Annotated in this window: 19 protein-coding genes and 2 tRNA genes; 5 read left to right on the plus strand and 16 right to left on the minus strand. The window is 52.1% G+C overall.

Translation table 11 applies throughout. The features are described 5' to 3' along the window. Positions 1-89: 89 nt before the first annotated feature. The 10 genes from B5G10_RS01220 to rplS all read right to left on the minus strand — a co-directional run bounded on the left by B5G10_RS01220 (position 90) and on the right by rplS (position 9,994). Positions 90-902 carry an MBL fold metallo-hydrolase gene (locus tag B5G10_RS01220; protein WP_087422960.1) on the minus strand — a complete coding sequence of 271 codons (813 nt, stop codon included), beginning with the start codon at positions 900-902 and terminating at the stop codon, positions 90-92. An 89-nt stretch (positions 903-991) separates the two neighbouring features. Then, complete coding sequence (gene kdsA, locus B5G10_RS01225) at positions 992-1,807, minus strand: 3-deoxy-8-phosphooctulonate synthase (protein WP_087423156.1); 816 nt, start codon at positions 1,805-1,807, stop codon at positions 992-994. 2 nt (positions 1,808-1,809) lie between these two features. Beyond that, a complete protein-coding gene (locus B5G10_RS01230; protein WP_087422961.1) occupies positions 1,810-2,526 on the minus strand; it encodes a 16S rRNA (uracil(1498)-N(3))-methyltransferase in 717 nt (238 codons plus the stop codon). Positions 2,527-2,542: 16 nt separating this feature from the next. After that, positions 2,543-3,799, minus strand: a complete 1,257-nt coding sequence (locus B5G10_RS01235; RefSeq protein ID WP_087422962.1) for a nucleoside permease — start codon at positions 3,797-3,799, stop codon at positions 2,543-2,545. Between the two features lie 85 nt (positions 3,800-3,884). Continuing rightward, positions 3,885-4,475 (minus strand): bifunctional nuclease family protein, encoded by a 591-nt coding sequence (locus tag B5G10_RS01240; RefSeq protein WP_087422963.1) that lies wholly within the window; start codon positions 4,473-4,475, stop codon positions 3,885-3,887. Between the two features lie 220 nt (positions 4,476-4,695). Then, on the minus strand, positions 4,696-5,589 hold the full coding sequence (locus B5G10_RS01245) for a DUF5106 domain-containing protein (RefSeq protein ID WP_158098755.1): 894 nt from the start codon (positions 5,587-5,589) through the stop codon (positions 4,696-4,698). A gap of 180 nt (positions 5,590-5,769) precedes the next feature. After that, a complete protein-coding gene (locus B5G10_RS01250) occupies positions 5,770-7,110 on the minus strand; it encodes an MATE family efflux transporter (RefSeq protein ID WP_087422965.1) in 1,341 nt (446 codons plus the stop codon). After that, positions 7,100-7,681: a DUF3109 family protein gene (locus B5G10_RS01255; protein WP_087423157.1), complete on the minus strand. Its 582-nt coding sequence runs from the start codon at positions 7,679-7,681 to the stop codon at positions 7,100-7,102. The genes B5G10_RS01250 and B5G10_RS01255 overlap by 11 nt, the downstream gene beginning before the upstream one ends. A gap of 102 nt (positions 7,682-7,783) precedes the next feature. Continuing rightward, on the minus strand, positions 7,784-9,298 hold the full coding sequence (gene gpmI / locus B5G10_RS01260; protein ID WP_087422966.1) for a 2,3-bisphosphoglycerate-independent phosphoglycerate mutase: 1,515 nt from the start codon (positions 9,296-9,298) through the stop codon (positions 7,784-7,786). Positions 9,299-9,646: 348 nt separating this feature from the next. Beyond that, positions 9,647-9,994 (minus strand): 50S ribosomal protein L19, encoded by a 348-nt coding sequence (gene rplS / locus B5G10_RS01270; protein WP_025278994.1) that lies wholly within the window; start codon positions 9,992-9,994, stop codon positions 9,647-9,649. A 268-nt stretch (positions 9,995-10,262) separates the two neighbouring features. On the opposite strand from rplS, the gene B5G10_RS01275 reads away from it, so the two are divergent. From B5G10_RS01275 to B5G10_RS01285, 3 genes are read left to right on the plus strand one after another with little or no spacing between them, the layout of a single operon-like run. Beyond that, positions 10,263-11,141, plus strand: a complete 879-nt coding sequence (locus B5G10_RS01275) for a metallophosphoesterase (protein WP_087422968.1) — start codon at positions 10,263-10,265, stop codon at positions 11,139-11,141. A gap of 15 nt (positions 11,142-11,156) precedes the next feature. Continuing rightward, positions 11,157-11,927 carry a 5'-nucleotidase C-terminal domain-containing protein gene (locus B5G10_RS01280; protein ID WP_087422969.1) on the plus strand — a complete coding sequence of 257 codons (771 nt, stop codon included), beginning with the start codon at positions 11,157-11,159 and terminating at the stop codon, positions 11,925-11,927. Between the two features lie 9 nt (positions 11,928-11,936). Beyond that, entirely contained in the window at positions 11,937-14,912 is a 2,976-nt protein-coding gene (locus B5G10_RS01285) for a glycoside hydrolase family 3 N-terminal domain-containing protein (RefSeq protein WP_087422970.1), read from the plus strand. Here B5G10_RS01285 and B5G10_RS01290 read toward each other — a convergent pair. After that, positions 14,900-15,670 carry a porin family protein gene (locus B5G10_RS01290; RefSeq protein WP_241147696.1) on the minus strand — a complete coding sequence of 257 codons (771 nt, stop codon included), beginning with the start codon at positions 15,668-15,670 and terminating at the stop codon, positions 14,900-14,902. The two genes, B5G10_RS01285 and B5G10_RS01290, sit on opposite strands and share 13 nt — an antisense overlap. Positions 15,671-15,831: 161 nt before the next feature. Between B5G10_RS01290 and B5G10_RS01295 the strand changes: the two genes are divergently transcribed. Further along, on the plus strand, positions 15,832-15,999 hold the full coding sequence (locus B5G10_RS01295; RefSeq protein WP_087408926.1) for a 4Fe-4S binding protein: 168 nt from the start codon (positions 15,832-15,834) through the stop codon (positions 15,997-15,999). A 525-nt stretch (positions 16,000-16,524) separates the two neighbouring features. Here B5G10_RS01295 and rpmA read toward each other — a convergent pair. The 4 genes from rpmA to B5G10_RS01320 form a co-directional block, all read right to left on the minus strand. Then, positions 16,525-16,788 carry a 50S ribosomal protein L27 gene (gene rpmA / locus B5G10_RS01305; RefSeq protein WP_025278985.1) on the minus strand — a complete coding sequence of 88 codons (264 nt, stop codon included), beginning with the start codon at positions 16,786-16,788 and terminating at the stop codon, positions 16,525-16,527. 21 nt (positions 16,789-16,809) lie between these two features. Further along, positions 16,810-17,145 (minus strand): 50S ribosomal protein L21, encoded by a 336-nt coding sequence (gene rplU / locus B5G10_RS01310; protein WP_087422973.1) that lies wholly within the window; start codon positions 17,143-17,145, stop codon positions 16,810-16,812. Between the two features lie 156 nt (positions 17,146-17,301). Next, the gene (locus B5G10_RS01315) at positions 17,302-18,183 is read right to left on the minus strand and encodes an AraC family transcriptional regulator (RefSeq protein WP_087422974.1); all 882 of its coding nucleotides are present in this window, start codon (positions 18,181-18,183) and stop codon (positions 17,302-17,304) included. Between the two features lie 153 nt (positions 18,184-18,336). After that, positions 18,337-18,410: transfer RNA gene (locus B5G10_RS01320), tRNA-Pro, on the minus strand. A 166-nt stretch (positions 18,411-18,576) separates the two neighbouring features. Between B5G10_RS01320 and B5G10_RS01325 the strand changes: the two genes are divergently transcribed. Continuing rightward, positions 18,577-18,649, plus strand: a tRNA-Phe gene (locus B5G10_RS01325). Between the two features lie 211 nt (positions 18,650-18,860). On the opposite strand, the gene purT is transcribed toward B5G10_RS01325, so the two are convergent. Then, on the minus strand, positions 18,861-20,051 hold the full coding sequence (purT, locus tag B5G10_RS01330; protein WP_087422975.1) for a formate-dependent phosphoribosylglycinamide formyltransferase: 1,191 nt from the start codon (positions 20,049-20,051) through the stop codon (positions 18,861-18,863). Between the last annotated feature and the right edge of the window lie 255 nt (positions 20,052-20,306).

Here is a 20,306-nt window from a genome sequence, read left to right on the forward strand (position 1 = left end):
TACAAAAGTACAATATTTCTCGAAATGGGCAAACGCCTGTCACGGCTATTGAAGTCGCACAAAATACCTCTCAACGCCAGTCGCTGGAATCAGCCCAAGTCGATGACTTCCAAATCGTCGGGCACAAACACTCGCCCCGTGAAATGTTGCCGAGCTTCGGCCCGATACAACGCTTTGCGGGAGGCCAAGTTGCGATCTTCGGTGTGATAGAGCAAGAGATTCTTTACCCCCAACTCCTGAGCCAGAGCCCCGGCCTCGAGCGCTGTACTGTGATGCTTCTCATAGGGCTTGAAAATGGCTCGGTCGCGATAGAGGCAAAAAGCCTCGCACAGCAGCCAGTCGGCCTGCTCGACATACGAACGGTTAGCCTCGTTGTAGGGTTCGTCGCCCAGGCAAACCAAAGTCTGCCCACCGGGCAAGGCAACCCGAAATCCGAATTGCTTCTCCTTGGTCGAGAGAATATCGAAACACTGGAAGGCCATATCGCCCACCTCAAAACGGTCTTTATCCTTCACCTCACAAAACCGAACCCCTTGGCCCAAGTAGGAACGGTCTTTGGCCGAGAGGGTCATGCGGCATATCCAGTCGAGCACCGTCAGCGACTTGTCATGTCCATACACGGTAAACACCCCCTCGTAACGATTGCTCTTGAGGCGGTTGATAATCATGCGCACCACCCACACGGCTCCCAGTATATGGTCGGTATGGGCATGGGTAATGAACATATCGTGAATGGAACCCAAGTCGATTTGGGCCTTCTCGAGTTGCGAAAGCACCCCGTTTCCACCCCCGGCATCGACCAGACAGCGGGCCTTCCCGGTACTCAGGACGAAACAGGTATTGTAACACCGGGTGACGATGGCATTGCCCGTCCCCAGCATGGTAATTGTATTGTGACTCATCTCTTCAGCTTTTTGTTTTAGCGGTACAACTGGGCCCCACCGAAGGATACGGTAGAGCCTATATTTGCCACAGGGCCCCTGTGGGCAGGCTATTTCTTGTCAAAGGCGACAACCGTCTGCCTGATTTGTACCAGTCGGGTGAGCAACCCCTCGAGTAGCGAGAGAGGCAGCATGTTGGCCCCGTCCGACTTGGCTTCACGGGGATTGGGATGTGTCTCCATGAAGAGGCCATCGACCCCCACAGCCACCCCGGCACGAGCTATCGTCTCGATGAGTTCGGGCATACCGCCAGTCACCCCCGAGTCTTGATTGGGTTTCTGCAACGAGTGCGTAGCATCGAGGACCACGGGAAATCCGAACTTCTGCATCACCGGGATACCCCGGTAATCGACCACCAGGTCCTGGTAGCCAAAGGTCGTTCCCCGCTCGGTAATCATCACCCGGTCATTGCCGGCATCGACCACCTTTTGAGCGGCAAACTTCATCGCCTCGGGCGAGAGGAACTGCCCCTTCTTGATATTCACCACGCGCCCCGTTTGGGCAGCGGCCACCAGCAGGTCGGTCTGGCGACAGAGGAAAGCGGGAATCTGCAACACATCGACATATTGGGCTGCCATGCGAGCCTCCTCGGCCGTGTGGATATCGGTTACCACGGGAATCTGGTAGGTCTCACCCACCCGACGCAGTATCTTCAGGGCCTTCTCGTCGCCAATGCCGGTAAAGGAGTCGAGGCGCGAGCGGTTGGCCTTGCGGTAAGAACCCTTGAACACATAGGGTATCTGCAACGCGTCGGTTATCTGTACAATCTTCTCGGCAATATCCATAGCCATAGCCTCACCCTCGATTACACAAGGGCCGGCCAGCAAAAAGAAATTACCGCTATCGGTATGTTTCAGTTTCTCGATTTTCATAATTTCGGGTTTAATTGGTTCATAATCTGAATCGTGTGGCAGGCCACCACACCAGCCGTCTCGGTGCGCAGGCGGCTCGGTCCCAGCATCACGGGACGGAATCCGCAGGCAATCGCCTGCTCCACCTCTTCGGGGCTGAAGTCGCCCTCGGGACCAATGAGCACCAAGGCGTTCTCGCCAGGACGGTAAAGTTCGGTCAACTCCTTGCGGTCACCCTCTTTGTAACAGTGGGCAATGAACTTCTGGCCGTCGAAGGGACGGGTCACAAACTCGGCAAAGGGGGTCATCTCGGAGAGAGTTGGCAGTACCGCTTTGAGCGACTGCTTCATGGCCGAAACCAGAATCTTGTTCAATCGCTCGGTCTTCAACTCCTTCCGTTCCGAGAAACGGCAACGCAACAACGTAATGGAGTCGATGCCTATCTCGGTCACCTTCTCGGCAAACCACTCGATGCGGTCGAGATTCTTGGTGGGAGCAATGGCCACATGCACCTGAGCCCTCCACGGGTTGGGTACAGCCTCCCGCTCGAGCAGCTTCACACCGCAACGTTTCGGATGCGCCAGCACAATCTCGGCCCGATAGCGGTTACCCTGCCCGTCGATAATACCTATCTCGTCGCCCTCCTTCATGCGCAACACCTTCACGCAGTGTTGGCTTTCGGTCTCGGGCAACTCGTGAACCGTCTCTATATCGGGGGCATAAAACTCCTGCATGGTTTCTTGGTGACAATTAGGCGTGAGCCGTTGTAGTACGTTGATGTTTGTAATGGAATGTCAAGGCAAACAAGACTCCGATAACAAGGGCATAGGCGGCAAAGATAGTCCAGCAGGTCGTCCAGTCGGTTTCTCCGGCCGTGGTATGAGCCTTGATTACCCATCCGGCGCCATAACCACCCACAATCGAGCCCAATCCGTTGGTCATCATCATGAAGATACCCTGGGCACTGGCCTTGATGGCAGACGGAGCCTCATCGGCGATAAACAGCGAGCCCGACACGTTGAAGAAGTCGAAGGCCATACCATAGACTATCATCGAGAGAATGAGGAATACCACCGAGAATCCTTCGGGGCCGCCAACGGCAAAGAAGCCAAACCGCAATACCCAGGCGGTGAAACTGATAATCATAACCCGTTTAATGCCGTAACGGCTCATAAAGAAGGGAATGGCCAGGATAAAGAGGGTCTCGGATACCTGCGAAAGCGACGACAGAATAACCGCATATTTCACGGCCCAAGAGTCGGGCGAGGTGGTTTCGAAGCTGTCGAGGAAAGGCACCCCATACATGTTGGTCACTTGCAGAGCCGCACCCAACAGGAACGAGAAGAGCAGGAATACAGCCGTGCGGTAGTTCTTGAAGAGAACCAGAGCATCGAGCCCCAACATCGACATGAGACCGCTGTTCTTCATCATCTTGGCTGGCGGACAAGCAGGCAGCGTGAAACAGTAAAAGCCCATCACTACCGATGCACAACCGGCCATGATGAGTTGCCCGTGGTTGGCGCTGAATCCCGTAAAGTTGTCGATCCACATGGCAACGATAAATCCTACCGTACCCCATACCCTCACCGGCGGATAGTCTTTCACACGGTCCAGTCCAGCCTTGTCGATGGCGTTGTAGGCTACCGTATAGGAGAGTGAAAGGGTGGGCATATAGGCCAGCATATTTACCAGCATGGCTATCTTGAAAAGATCGTAGTCCGAAATGAATGCCGCACTGAAGAGTGCGATGGCTCCTACGAAATGCAGGCCTCCCATCAACCGCTCGGCATTGATCCATTTGTCGGAGACGATACCAATGAGTGCCGGCATGATGAGCGAAGCAATACCCGAGAGGGCAAACACACTACCCACGAGTTCACTGTTAAAGGCAAGGCCCCCCTTTTCGACGGGTGTAGTCATATAAAGGCCCAACGTGCAGAGCCAGGCTCCCCAAATAAAGAATTGGAGAAAATTCATTACGATAAGTCGCTGCTTGATATTCTTCATATTGTTGTGTTTGTTTTACGATTCGTTTCCTATCGTCTCATGGTTTTAGACGAGAGCAGGCAAAGCTACCAAAATATCGCTGCTTTTACAAATGATTATCCCTTTTATTGAGTTCTTCCTGTATGCGGGCGGCCTCTTCGTAGGCCTCCGAGGCAATCGCCTTTTCGAGCCGGTCCTTCAGCTCCTTGCGCGAACAGTTCGACAGACTGCGATCTGCCGCAGCAGGCTCTTTCTTGCCCCGCACACTCTCCCGGTCGTCGTCGCCCTCGTAAATAAACCCGGCCTCCTCGATAATCTCTGGCATGACAAAGATATCGGAGCGTGTACGCAGAGCTATGGCTATGGCATCGGAGGTGCGGGCATCGAGCCGTATCTCGCGAGTGCCGTCGTCAAAAATCATCTCCGACGAGAAAACGCCATTCTCAAATTTATAGATACAGACCTCTTTCAATCGTATCCCGAAACCGTGAGCGAAACTGACAAACAGATCGTGGGTGATGGGCCGCGGCGGGATAATCCCCTCGAGCGATATGGCTATCGACTGCGCCTCGGCCACCCCGATCACTACGGGTATGCGACGGGGGCCATCCTCTTCGGCCAGCACCAGGGCATACGCGCCCTTTTTCACTTGACTATACGTCAAGCCCAATACCTTTAACTTGATACGATTTTCCACGGCTCACTTGTTTTATGAGAAACAAAAATAACAAAAATATCGTACCATTGGACTCGCGATGCCAGAAATATGCGACAAAACCGAGGGGCATAAAAAAAGACTTTGTGGCCGATTCTTCCTTTTCAGGTGTTATTGGGTCAAAAAAACTATGCTCACGCACAGAGGGGATCTCAAAATAACGATTCTCATCGTCCTTAAAATAGAATCAAAGCCACAAAGTCTATTTCGTACTATTTTCTTCCTTACTTAAAGTCTGCTCTACCTCTTCGAGCGAGGTATTGCGCAGGATTATCTTTTTATCCTTATCCAGCAAATACATGGCCGGCATGATTCGTAAATCGAAATAACGATCGCCATTCTCCATCGAGGCCACTATCCACTCCTTGGGATATTCCCCCACTCCAGCCAGCCACTCCTCGGTCTCACCGTCGGGATAGACCGAGAGTATGGTGAGTCGCCCTTCCCGTATCTCTTTCAACAAGGCCTGCGACACGCTCAATCGCAAGGTGGTCAACGAACAATCGTCACAGTCGGGATCATTGATATAGACCAATATGAAAGGCGATTTCAGTTTCTTGAGGCGATACATCTTTTTCTCACCCGGCAACTTGTATTCAAAGTCGGTCATCTTCATGCCCAACTGGTTTTTCGTGAGTACATCATACTGGTACTCATAACGCAACTTGCGCAGCTTATCGACCTTTTTCGACTCGATAACCGCGTTGACAAATGGCAGATAAGCCTCCTCACTCACAAAAGGCCCCTGCCCGCTATACAAATATTTGTCGGCAATATCGGCATACATCAACAAAATGTCGCCATCGCTCGAGGCGCGCTCGAGCAAACGGTCAATCGAGTTCATGGTGCAATCGCGCGAAGTGAGACGCATAATCGACATGAAATCGACAAAGGCCTGCTCGACTACCAGAGGAGCATCCAGATAGGCCCGGTTCTCTACTTCAAAATTATCCCAATAATGGGTTATAAGATACTCGCTTCTGACATCGGGGGTCGTCAAACTATCGGGTATATCGGGCAACTGATATGGCGCAACCGAAGCATCTTGTGCCTTTAACAAAGCACAAAAACCGACAAAAGCACACACTATCAACACTCTTTTTACCATAAAACCTCCTAATATTAAGCGATATAAAATAAGTCCCTCAGACATTACATCTTTGCAACAAAGATAACGAATTTATCTAAACTTGCAACAATCCGTCTCTCTTTTATTTCTACGATAAATGCAAGTTTATGCAAGAATCATACCCTCAAACAGGCATACGGCTCTATTTCATATCTTTTTGTCGAGCCATTTGCCTCGTTTTATATAAGCAGCAGAGAACAGTAGTATCCCCAACGCATAGACGTGCTCGGTAGTCCAGCAAACAGCGACATCGACCCGCAGGTAGAATATCATCACCACCACATAGACGATGTAGATGAGCAAGGTAATCAACTCCAGAAAGAAGGCCATGCGGGTATTGCCTGTGCCCGATACGGCCTGGAAATAGACGTTGCCCGGCACAATGAGGATATAGGCCGAACAAAGGACAAAAAGCGAAGGTATCGAAGCCGATACGAGATCGGGCATATCGGTATAGATGCGCAGGATGAGGGTGGGAAAGAAGACGAAAAAGAGAATAAGCGGCAGCTCCATGAGATAGGCCATGCGGATGCATTGCCCCAGTGTGCCCCGCACATAGCGGGCATCGCCCGCCCCAATCAGGTTGCTCACAAGGGTACTGCATGTCGAGGCAAAGGTGATGACAATCATAAAGGGCAGCGCCGATACGTTGCGGATGATGTTGGTAATGGCCAGCGAACGTTCACCCAAATGCTCGACCGCGATGAAGAAGAGGAACCAGGTGGACATCGACACGAAATTCTGAATCATTGTCCACACCGAGGTATTCAGGATATGCCCGAGGGAGTCGCCCCGATGCAACCCGAAACTGTTGAGCCCATACTTGCCTATATCGACCCGCAATCGGGTATAGACGATAAAGAAGATAAGCGAGACCAGCTCGGCCAGCGACGACCCGATAGCGGCTCCCGCAATGCCCATGGCCGGGAATCCCAGTTTACCAAACACGAGGATATAGTTGAATACCACATTCGACAGCACCATCACCACCGAGTTGAGCGTGAGGGTCTTGGTTTGTGTCGTTCCCACGAAGAAGGCCCTGAACATCACGGCAACAAAGGCAAAGAAAAAGCCATAGACCCGCCAGTGAATATAACTCATGGCTGCCTCATAGACATGGGGCGACTCGATGACCCGGGCCAGCAGAATGGGCGAAACGAAATAGGAGCAGACAAACAGCACCAGCGCCACGCCTAGCAGAAACAGTGTACCTTTGTAGAAGATGGGACCTATGCGGCTGTAATTCCCCTCACCGTTGCGACGGCCCATGATAATCTGAGCCCCCAGACTGAAGCCGAAGGCTATCATGAAGAAGGTCATGTAATAGACCCCCGCAATGGCCGACGCACCCAACTCCACCTCGCCTACCCGGCCCATGAACGCTGTATCGGTCATGCCGATAAGCTGCTCCATCACCAGGCTGATGAGTATGGGATAGGCTATGTGCCAAATCTGTTTGTTACTGTATTTTACCGCATTATTCGCCATACTGTTGCAGATAGGCCTCGGCCGCCTCGCAAAGCTCGTTGTACCACGCTTCGCCAAACCGGCGTATCAAGGGTTCCTTCAAAAATTCATAAACCCGCACCTGCTCGCGACGACCCAGCACCTCGCCGGCCTTGCAGATTTTCCAGCGGTGATAATTCACGGCCGAGAAGTCGGGATACTCTTTCAACCGTATGGGATAGAGGTGACACGAAATGGGTTTGTAGAAGTCAATCTTCCCGGCCCGATAGGCCTTCTCGATGGCACACTGGCACATCCCGTTCTTGTCGTAGCAGGTAAACACGCAATCCTTGCCGTTGACAATCGAGGTTACCAGATCGCCCTCCTCATCGACATAGGCTACCCCCTGCTGCTCGATGACCCGCCGGGCCTCGGGCAACAAATCGTCCCACACGACGTCGAGTATTTCCTTGAGTTTGCGACGCTCCTCTTCGGTAATGGGGGCACCGGCATCACCCTCGACACAACAGGCGCCCAAGCACTTCTCAAGGTTACAGATAAAGAAACGTTCTACGACGTCGAGGCTCACCAGAGCACGGCCTACTTGCAACATAATTTCCTCGGTTACGGTTGATTTCATCGGTTATTACAAGGCAGAAAAGCCGGGGCGCACATGACATACGCTCCGGCATATTCCAATCAAAAAGATTACAGTTTATTTCAACAGGTCATGACCCGTCATTTCGGCAGGCTGGGGCAAGCCCATGATGTGGCAGATCGAAGGAGCCACATCGGCCAGGATACCGTTTTCGACACGGGCCTCTTTGTTCTCGGTCACATAGACAAACGGCACGGGGTTGAGCGAGTGGGCCGTGTTGGGCGTACCGTCGGGGTTCTCGGCATTGTCGGCATTACCGTGGTCGGCAATGATGATTACCTCGTAGCCGTTGGCCTTGGCAGCCTCGACCGTATCGCGCACGCAAGCGTCGATGGCAATCACGGCTTTCTCGATAGCCGAGTAAACACCGGTGTGACCCACCATATCGCCGTTGGCATAGTTCACTACGATAAAGTCGTATTTATTTTCGTTGAGGGCAGCTACCAGTTTGTCTTTCACCTCATAGGCGCTCATCTCGGGCTTCAGATCATAGGTGGCTACCTTGGGCGAGGGCACCAGAATACGATCCTCACCTTCGAACGGAGCCTCGCGACCGCCGTTGAAGAAGAAGGTTACGTGGGCATACTTCTCGGTCTCGGCAATGTGCAACTGGCTCTTATGCTGTTTCGACAGATATTCGCCCAGCGTGTTGTGCACGTTCTCTTTGTCAAAGAGGATGTGTACACCCTTGAACGAAGCATCGTAGGGAGTCATGCAGTAGTACTGCAACCCGGGGATGGTGTGCATGCCGGCTTCAGGCATATCCTGCTGCGTGAGCACGATAGTGAGCTCTTTGGCCCGGTCGTTACGGTAGTTGAAGAAGATAACCACATCGCCCTCTTTGATGCGACCGTCGCAGGTCGTGTTGACGATAGGTTTGATAAACTCATCGGTTACATCGGCATCATACGACTCCTGCATGGCCTGTACCATATTGTCCGACTGGCGGCCGATACCGTTTACCAACAGGTCATAAGCCTCCTTGATGCGCTCCCAACGTTTGTCACGGTCCATGGCATAGTAACGGCCAATGATTGAGGCCACCTTACCGGCCGAAGTTGCGCAGTGGGCCTCCAGTTCCTGGATGAAACCCTTGCCGCTATGAGGGTCGGTATCACGACCATCCATGAAGCAGTGAATGAAGGTGTTCTCCAAGCCATACTCTTTGGCAATGTCGCACAATTTGAACAGGTGATCGAGCGAACTGTGTACACCGCCGTTCGAGGTCAAGCCCATGAAGTGCATGTTCTTGCCGTTGTCACGGGCATACGAGAAGGCCGAAACGATCTCTTTGTTCTGCATGATAGAGTTGTCTGCACAAGCCTTGTTGATCTTTACCAAATCCTGGTAAACGATGCGGCCGGCACCGATATTGAGGTGACCTACCTCCGAGTTACCCATCTGACCGTCGGGCAAACCCACATTCTCGCCACTGGCTTGCAGTTGCGAGTGAGGATAGGTTTTCAACAGATAGTCCCAATAAGGAGTAGGGGTATTGTAGATTACATCTGCGTGAGAATGATTGCCGATGCCCCAGCCATCGAGAATCATCAAAAGTGCTTTTTTGCTCATCTCTTCTATTATTTAGAGTTATTTATCTTCTATTCTCTCCTCGGCAAAAACAGTGCCGAAGTCGGTGCTGCCGGCTCGCGCCTACAACTCGGGCCGCCACGACGGGGCCCTCTCTGTCAAATTGTCCTGCGCCCTACCGGGTTCCGGTATTCCGCCAACCCGGCCCAAACAGAGCGACTTGCGCATAGACCATGCAAAGATAGTGCAAACCACGGGCATCGCAAAATTTATTTCAATTCGTTAAGGGAATCCTAATATTCATTTAAGAGGGGTCTGATATGCTACGTCTTAAAACATAAAAACCGCACCGACTGCTCGGTGCGGTTTTTATATGCCTCGGTAAAGAGATTAGACTCTCTTCTCTTTGATACGGGCTTTCTTACCGGTGAGTGCACGCAGATAGTACAGTTTGGCGCGACGCACTTTACCACGACGGTTGATTACGATCTCTTCGATGAACGGCGACTCGATGGGGAAGATTCTCTCTACACCTACGTTGCCCGACATCTTGCGAACCGTAAAACGCTTTTTGTTACCGTGACCCGAGATGCGGATAACGTCTCCGCGGAATTGCTGGATACGCTCCTTGTTACCCTCTTTGATACGGTACGATACGGTAATCGTGTCACCACTGCGGAAATCGGGGTGCTCTTTACCGCACGCGAATGCTTCTTCTGCAATCTTAACTAAATCCATTTTCAATAGCTATTTAAAATGTTTATAATGAAACGTAATATAACAGGCCACTTTTCCTGCCAGAGATTACGAAAAGCGGTGCAAAGTAACAACTTTTTTGCTACATAGCCAAGAGGTACCCGTTTTTTTTATGCATCAACAGGCTCTGACCGAGAATTATCTCGGTTACCGATAACAAATTTCTGTCACAGCCGTTTGATATATCCTTCCGAAATTTGTAATTTCGTCCAACAGAAATCAAGTAATTCACCAATTTATCCTGCAATTTATGGTAAAGAAAATTATCGGAATCACGACCATATGCCTCTCTATCGCCCTGGGAGGATGGGCTCAGAGCGGGCGCATCGTCATTCTCCACACCAACGACACCCATAGCCAGATGGAACCGTTCGACCCCTCGCACAAGAGCTATGGCGACCTGGGCGGCGTCGTGCGGCGCATGGCTATCATCGACAGTGTGCGCCATGCCGAACCCAACGTGCTGCTGGTCGATGCGGGCGATGCCATACAGGGCACTCCCTACTTCAATCTGTTCAAGGGCGATGCCGAGTTTGAGGCTATGAATGCCATGGGCTACGACGTGCGCACCCTGGGCAACCACGAATTCGACGCCGGCATGGAGAAACTTGCCGAGCTGATCAAGAACTCGACGGCCGACTTCATCTCGACCAACTACGACCTGTCGGCCACCCCGCTGGCCGGGCTGGTGAAACCCTGGGTTATCCGCGAGATTGGCGGCTACAAGGTGGGATTCCTGGCTCTGAATGTCAACCCCGAGAACCTCATCCCGGCCGAGTCGTGCCAGGGGGTGGTATTCCACGACCCCATCGAGGCGGCCAACCGCACGGCCCGACTGCTTCGCGAAAAGGGGGCCGACCTGGTAGTGGTACTCTCGCACCTGGGATACACGCCCGAGAGCGAACAGAGCACTACCGACCCGCAGGTAGCAGCGGCCAGCACCGATATCGACATTATCATCGGCGGCCACTCGCACACTGCAATTAACCCCGAGAAGATCGACGCCAATCCCGAGTCGGACATACAGTACCGCGTGAAGAACCGCCAGGGCCGCGATGTCATCATTGCCCAAACCGGCATGAGCGGAGCCTACCTGGGCTGCATCACTATTGATCCTAAAAACAAATAACCAAGCTGCACACACATGATGAAAACCACATTTCCACACACATTATATCTTCTGGCCGCAGCCCTGCTCTTCGGCTCGGCCTGCACGGCTTCGCGCCCCGAGTTCGACATCAACTCGCGTCTCATTCCTGTCGATGCCCACTGGAGTCGCACACCCGAGCCTCAAATGGAGGCTATCGTAGCCAAATACAAGACAAGCGTCGATAGCATCATGCGCATCGTCATCGGCACCTCGAGCCAGTATATGGAGGCCCGTCGTCCCGGCTCCCTGCTCACCAACCTCTCGGCCGACATGATCAAGAGCGAGGCTGCAACCGTGTTCAACACACCCATCGACCTGGCCATCACCAACATCGGCGGCATACGCAACCCCATGATGCAGGGCGAGATTACCCTTGGCACAATCTACTCCATCTTCCCCTTCGACAACACGCTGTGCCTCATTAAACTGAAAGGGAGCGACCTGCGCGACCTCTTCGACATTATCGCCTCACGCAAGGGCGAAGCCGTGAGTCATGGCGTGCGCATGACCATTGCCGACGGGAAAGCTGCCAACCTCACCATCGACGGGACCCCCATCGACGACAACCGCATCTACACCATTGCCACCATCGACTATGTGGCCAACGGAGGCGACCACCTGACGCCTTGCCTGAAGGCAACCGAGCGAAAAGACAGCGCGACCTTTCTGCGCGATATCGTAATTGATTATATCGAACGGGAGACGAAAGCCAACCGGGCCATTTCGGCTCAGGACGAAGAGCGCATCTCCTTTGCAACGCCTTAATAACGGGATATGAAAAAGACAGTTCTCTGCATGGCAATTTTCTGCCTCATCGCCATGCTGCCCCTCCGGGCAGTCGAACCCCATCTGCTGCAAACGACCGACCGCCAACAGATGGAACAGTGGGCCGACTCGGTTTTCAACACCCTCACCCCCGAGGAGCGCATTGCCCAACTGTTTGTGGTTACCGTGCGCAACAGCGATACTCGGCAAAACCGCCAGTCCTTGCAACGGCTCGTGCAGAAACTGAAAATCGGCGGCCTCCTCTTCGATGCCGGTACCGCCACCGACCAGGCCACCCTCACCAACTACTGCCAATCGTTGGCTCGGGTTCCCCTGCTCATCACCCTCGATGGCGAGTGGGGACTGGCCATGCGCCTGAACGATACCCCCCGATTCCCCATGAACATGATGCTGGGAGCCATTCAAAACGACTCGCTCATCTATGAATACGGCCGGGCCGTAGGCCGGCAATGCCGTCGCCTGGGCATCCAGGTCAACTTTGCTCCGGTACTCGACGTCAACAGCAACCCCCGCAACCCGGTCATTGGCATGCGGTCGTTCGGGCAAGGGCTCGACAACGTTTCGGCCAAAGCCATTGCCTATGCCCGCGGGCTCGAGACCGAGGGGGTGATGGCCGTTGGCAAACACTTCCCGGGGCACGGCGACACTTCGGAAGATTCGCACAAGACCCTGCCTCTTGTGCCACACAGCCTCGACCGGCTCACACAGGTAGAGATGGTTCCCTTCAAACGCTACATCGACAGCGGTCTATCGGGCATGATGGTGGGACACCTGAATATCCCGGCACTCGACAACTCGGGACTCCCGGCCTCTCTCTCACGGGCCATCACCCTCAACCTGCTGGGCAATTCACTGGGATTCGAGGGGCTGATTTTCACCGACGCCCTCAAGATGAAAGGGGCATCGACCTTTGGCAACACTGCTCTGATGGCCCTCATGGCCGGTAACGACATCGTGCTGAATCCCTTGAACCCCAAGGAACAGCTCAAGAGCATTTGTGAAGCCGTTGCCAAGGGAAAGATATCCCAACGGCTCATCGACGAAAAATGCAAAAAGGTTCTGCGATACAAATACGCGCTGGGGCTGGCCCGGCAAAAGCCCATTGAATTGAAGGGGCTCATGGCCGACCTGAACGAACCCCGCTACGAGGCACTGAACCGTCGGCTCAATGCCGAGGCGCTCACCCTGCTGCATAACCGCCACCACACACTCCCCATCACGCATCTGGCCAGAACAGAGATTGCCGTCGTATCGGTGGGAGCCTCCGCCCAATCGGTTTTCCAATCGACGGCGGCACGCTATGCAACCCTGGGGCAGTTCGACGACAGCACCGATTTGGAACTCCTGCTCGACACCCTGCGCCACTACGACCGGGTAATTGTAGCCATCCATAGTGACAAGGCACAATACCGGGCCCGCATCGGCCGTATCGGCCAAACGGGCAAAGCTATTGCCGTCTGTTTCATATCGCCCTACCAAATGAACAGACTCAAACACGAGCTGGCCCACAACCGGGCTCTGCTGCTGGCCTACGAAAATACCCCGCTGGCTCAAGAGTATGCCGCACAAGCCATCTTTGGCGGCTGTGCCATTCGGGGCAAACTGCCGGTAAAACTGGAAGGAGCCTTTGAACTGGGCGAGGGGATAGAGACCGAGAAATGCCGCCTGGGCTATACCCTGCCCGAAGCGGTAGGAATGGACAGCCATGTATTGGCGAAGGTCGATTCGATTATCGCCGAAGGCATCGAGCATGAGGCTTTCCCCGGTTGTCAGTTGGTAGTGGCCCGTCGGGGCGAAGTCGTTTGGAACAAGGCCTATGGCTACTTCGACTACGAGACCCACAGCCACCCCGTCACCACGACCGACCTCTACGACCTGGCTTCAGTATCGAAAGCCACGGGCACCCTGCCTGCTGTCATGAAGGCCTGCGACGAGGGCGTTGTCGCCCTGGATCGACCCATGAGCCGCTACTTTGCGCCACTGTGGCACAGCGACAAGCGGGGACTCACCCTGCGCCAGGCACTTCTCCATGAAACCGGCATGCAGCCCTCGCTGCAAGCCTCGGCAGTGCTCATCGACCCGAACAGCTTCACCCCGCCCCTCTTCAAACGGACAAAAAATGCCACCTATTCGATACCGGTCGATGTCCACACCTATGGCAACCGCAACGCCCGGCTACGGGCCGACCTGGTAGCCACCGAACCGTCGCCGCAATTTCCCATGGAGATAGCCCGGGGACTCTATGGCGCAACCGCCCTCCCCGACACGCTCATGGCCCGTATCATCGGCAGCAAGCTACGCCCCTCCAAACGATACCTGTACAGCTGCCTCAACTTCATCCTTCTGAAAGAGACTGTCGAAAGTGCCACGGGAGTACCCATGGACAAATATCTGCAACGGTACATTTATGCCCCGCTGGGAATGAGTACGACCGGCTATTGCCCCACTACCCGATTCCCCGTCGAGCGGATAGCCCCCACCGAGAACGACCAGTTCTACCGCCGGCAGCAGCTCCAGGGGTATGTCCACGACGAGACAGCGGCTTTCTTTGGAGGCGTACAAGGCAATGCAGGGCTATTCTCCTCGGCCAACGATCTGGCCAAACTATGTCAGATGTGGCTCAACAACGGCAGCTATGGAGGCGAACAGATTCTCTCGCCCGAAACCGTACACCGGTTCATGACCGAGAAGAGTGCCACCAGCCGCCGGGGACTGGGATTTGACAAGCCCGACATGAAAGATCCCGAAAAGAGCCCCACCGCCCTCGAGGCATCGGCCTCGACCGTAGGGCACCTGGGATTTACCGGCACCTGCTTCTGGATAGACCCCGAGCAACAGCTCATCTACATCTTCCTCTGCAACCGGGTCTATCCCTCGCGCACGCACAATGCCCTGTCCGAGCTCAACACGCGGCCCGAACTATTCTCGGTTATCTATCAATCAATCGACGATTATTCGAAGTAGAACGACAAGACCACCATATTGGAGGTAGCCCTCTTTAGCGACTGGGTAAATTTGATATCGGCAGGATCCTTCAAATCATTACGATTGCGATTAATTACATTGGTAAGCCCAAAGCAGAATTTCAATTCGGGAATCAGCTTGAAATAAGGCAAATAGAAATCGCACCCAATGCCAATGGTGAGGTAGCCGTCAAAGGTATTCAACTTGAGCAAGTCGTTACGCTTTTTCGACACATCGGCCGTACCCATTACTCCGCCAATCAGATAAGGCCGATAATTGTTGCAACGCTGGGCACTGAACTTCAGCTCGACAGGCAGCACAATGTAGTTCGACTTCAGGTCCTGAGTTCGAGTCTCCTGCGTGTTCGACTCACGATACTTCACCACCTTGTTACCAAAGAATATACCCGGCGATACCCGCAGGTTGAGATATTGGCACAGATAGAGGTCGGCCAAAAGATTCACATTAAACCCCGGTGAAAAATCGGGTATATCCATGTACCAGCTCTCACCCCCCTCGGTCACAACCCCCGAGTGGACAAACGTCATGTCCTGCACATGGGTGCCGATAGAGAAACCCAAATGTAAAATCTTGTAGTCGGCATAAGGCAAATTCTGCACCTTGCGGGGCTGAGCCCACGCCGTACCGCACACCAGCGACAAGAGCGCAATCGCCCCCGCACACCAGCACGCAACAGACTTCCGACCCAGGAATATCTGCCGTCCCACAGAGCCTCTATGTAACCATCGTTCCATCATCGGGTAACTATTTATCAAACGCAAAAACAGCGGGGATATTGTTTGGCGAGAATGCTATTTGCGCCAGAAATTATCGCCCTATTTTTTTTGCAATCGCAATAAAAGTACTACATTTGTGCTGCAATTAGATCTAATTATTTCAAACTAAAAACTAAAGAACAATGGCTTACGTAATTAATGACAACTGTGTTGCTTGCGGTTCTTGCATTAGCGAGTGCCCGGTAGAAGCTATCTCGGAAGGCGATATCTACAAAATCGATCCCGAAAAATGCTTGAGCTGCGGAACTTGCGCCGAGGTTTGTCCTAACGACGCTATCCACGAAGCATAAGAAGCACACACGTGAAAGATTAAAAAGGGGCCTGTATCACACAGATACAGGCCCTTTCTTATTTTGACAGAAGATTATCGGAGAATCAATACAGCTGATACTGGATGGTTATGGACTCAAGAGTTCCAGAATGATCAAGAGTATAACCTTCTATGAAAATGCGCAAATATTTGACTTCATTCTCTTCTGTCGTAAAAAAGGCCGCATAGCCATGATTGGGCTGAACAGTAGAATATTTATATTTCATGTATTTATTATAAGATCCGCCCTTCTCGATATAATCATTATCTTTAAATTTGGATGTTACCTCCTCTATAGAGCCAACCTTACCCCTATCGCTTATACCATGAGCATCATTGCCATAAGAATCAGGAGAAAGAACAAGAAACCAGGTACAACGAGGCGACAAACAGCCTCCCCTCTCACAGCACCAACCCTTACTCGACCCACTACCGCCGCACAAAAATAAAAAACGTGACTGCTCTTGCGAGCCGTCACGCTTTCTATCAATAAGGTTATAACTTTTTAGTTATTATCTGCAGGTACAACCGATACATACGAACGGTTCTCTTGACGTTTGCGGAATACTACCGTACCGTTTACCAAGGCAAACAACGTGTGGTCTTTACCCATACCTACGTTCTCACCCGGGTGATGAACAGTACCTCTTTGACGTACCAGGATATTTCCGGCTTTGGCATACTGGCCACCGAAAATTTTGATACCCAATCGTTTGCTTTCCGATTCACGACCGTTCTTAGAACTACCAACACCTTTCTTATGTGCCATTTTCTTAGAAGTTTAATAGGGTTAAGCAACAATTTCTTTAACTAACACTTCGGTGAAATATTGACGGTGACCGTTCAAACGACGATAGCCTTTTCTTCTTTTCTTCTTGAAAACAAGAACTCTTTCACCTTTTACGAGGCCTTTCTTACCGAACCCGTCGTTCGAAACAACCTCACATACGACCTTCGCACCTTCTACGGTGGGAGTGCCTACGGTTACTGCTCCATCTTTGTCAACGAGCAATACTCTGTCAAATTCGAGAACGGCGCCATGCTCTGCTCCCAAATAGTGGACAAACAACTTCTTTCCGTTTTCTACCTTGAATTGTTGTCCTTGAATCTCAACAATAACGTACATTTTATATTTGTTTTTTACGTTTATCTCTGCCGGGCGGGGCCAACCGAGGCACCTCTTTTTGAGCCCATATCAGAATCAGCCCACAAAAGTACTACAAAAAATCGGCACACACAAGTATTCGGCCTATTTTCTCCCCAAAAATCAAAAAACAACGCACTATACAAAAATCTTTTTCTTGTAATAGATCTCTCTGAACTCTTTGGGCGAGCACCCTTTTTTCTTTTTGAAGATGCGATTGAAGTTCGACAAATTGTTAAAACCACATTCGTAACAGATTTCGGCCACGGTCTTGGTCGAATCGACCAATTGCCGGGTAGCATGCCCCAAACGGATATCGATGATATAGTCCGACAGGCTCTTCCCGGTTCGCAACTTGAAAAAACGGCTGAACGAGACCGGCGTCATATCGGTAAGTTCGGCCAACTGCGCCAACCTTATCTCCTCGGTATAATGCTGGTTGATATACTCTTCGACCTTCTGCACACGGCGACTGTCCGATGCCGTCTTGGAACGTGCAAAAGAGCTGCTCGACAAGGTGCGGGCATCGTCACAAATCGACAGTTCATACAAGATGGTCAGGAATTTCACAAACTGATAAAAACCCGGTTCCCCCTTCAACAAAGAATCGAGATTTGCATAGACCTTCATCACGGCATGCAACGGGAACGACAACCCCTTCTGCGCCCGCTCGAGCATCTTGCGAATCGAAGTAAACTGTTTCTTCTCAATAAAGTTATTGGAGAACAGGTCGGGCGAAAACTGAATCGTAATCTCCCGTATCTGCTTGGAATGACAATTACCCTGCTCCCACACATGCTCCAGGTTGTCGCCACACAACAACACCAGGTCATAGTCGCCAATCTCCTCGACCGAATCGCCCACAATACGACGCACACCGGCGCCGTTCTCTACAAAATTAAGCTCATACTCCTTGTGATTATGCAACGGATAGGTAAACTCGGTCTTATACCGCTCTACAATAAACAGGCAATCCTTTTCCGACAGGGGTGATATTTCTGTAATGATGTGTTTATTCATGACATTCCTCCTCTCTATGCGGGTATAAAGTTACTCAAATCCCTTAAAAATCAAAACCATTTAATTCAATTTATCGCAAGCCCCCTCCATGGCAAGAAACCCTTTAAACGACCAATCGCAACAACTTCCTGACGAAGCTATTGCGATTGTCTGTCGGGGTGAGACGACTCGAACGTCCGACCTCCACGTCCCGAACGTGGCGCGCTAACCAACTGTGCTACACCCCGCACTTTGTTTTGCGGGGACAAAGATACATAAAGTTTGACAAAAGCAAAAACGAAACGTCTAAAAATCTTCTCTCCGCGACCAAAATATCTTTTCTTTTTCATTTTTACCGTAAAAAATTAGGCGGATACAAAAAAATAATCCTATCTTTGCAGTCGCAAAAATGAGGGTGCCATAGCTCAGTTGGTAGAGCAAAGGACTGAAAATCCTTGTGTCACTGGTTCGATTCCCGTTGGCACCACAGCAAAACGAGGTTGTGCAAAATGCACAGCCTCGTTTTGGTTTATTCCCCCGCCAATTCCATTTTTACAAAGAGAGAGATAAAACAAGAGTTCCCGAAATGTCCTCACAGAACATCTTCGGGAACTCAAAAAGTATCGGAAAGTCTGGTCACGATATTCCCCGGTGCCTTCGGCCAACTCTGGAAGAAGCTTGCCGAACCGGGCAAAAGATTATCGGGGCAGCACTTTTATCTGCAGTTTCTTATAGGCACGATCGGCCTTGGCCCGAGCCTCTTCTACGGTATCGGCAATGGCCAAAATTACACCCAGACGACGATGGCCTACCACCTCGGGTTTACCAAAGATACGCATCTGTACCCCCTCTTCGGCGAGTACTTGATCGAGGTTGGCAAATACGACCTTGTCGGTATCGCCCTCTACGACAATGGCCCGAGAGGCCGACGGACCGTAGAAGCGCACGCCGGGGACAGGCAATCCCAATACGGCACGAGCATGCAGGGCAAACTGCGAGAGGTCTTGCGAAATCATCGTCACCATACCCGTGTCGTGCGGGCGGGGAGATACTTCGCTGAAGAGCACATCGTCGCCCTTGATAAACAACTCTACCCCGAAGATACCATATCCCCCCAAGGCATCGGTTATCTTACGGGCTATCTCGCGAGCCTTTTCCAACGCTTTTGGCGACATGGCTTGTGGTTGCCACGACTCCCGATAGTCGCCATCGACCTGTATGTGCCCCACGGGATTGAGGAAGGTTGTCCCTGCCGAGTGGCGCACCGTGAGTTGCGTAATCTCGTAGTCGAACTTCACGAACCCCTCGACAATAACCCGGCCGGCTCCGGCACGGCCGCCCTCTTGAGCATAGTGCCAGGCGTGGTCTATATCGTCGGCCGTACGTATCACACTCTGTCCGTGTCCCGACGAACTCATGATGGGTTTCACCACACAGGGCATTCCTATCTCACGAACTGCCTCTTCAAACTCTTCGCGTGTAGAGGCAAACTTGTAGGGCGAGGTGGGCAAGCCCAGTTGCTCGGCGGCCAGGCGACGTATGCCCTCGCGATTCATTGTGAGGTAGGCGGCCGTAGCGGTAGGGGTAACCGAATAGCCCTCTTTTTCAAGAGCGACCAGTGTATCGGTAGCGATAGCCTCTACCTCGGGGATAATATAATCGGGGCGCTCCTCCTCGATTACCTCACGCAATTTCTTACCGTCGAGCATCGACAGCACGTGACTGCGATGAGCTACCTGCATGGCCGGTGCATTGGCATATTTATCCAAGGCTACCACCTCTACTCCATAGCGTTGCAACTCGATTGCAACCTCTTTTCCCAACTCTCCGCTACCGCAGAGCAATGCTTTTTTACCGACAGGGGTCAGTACCGTTCCTATTTCTACCATAGTATTATGTGAGTTTGTATGTTTTTCTTGTACAAAGATAGTGAAAGGCGAGTGCAGAGGCAAATGGGAAACATAGTTTTCAACATTTGGCTATGCCAAACCAACTCCTATCTTATCCAAAGATAAAAAAAGGTGAGCATAGGGGCAATCGAGATACGATTTTCAAGGTCGATTATCTCGAACGACACGTGTTCTCTACAAGCATGGCTCACCCGGGAGTTTACAAAACAGGCCTACTTCCTCTGCAGGGAGGAA

Source organism: Barnesiella sp. An55 (assembly GCF_002161555.1).
GTDB lineage: Bacteria > Bacteroidota > Bacteroidia > Bacteroidales > Barnesiellaceae > Barnesiella > Barnesiella merdipullorum.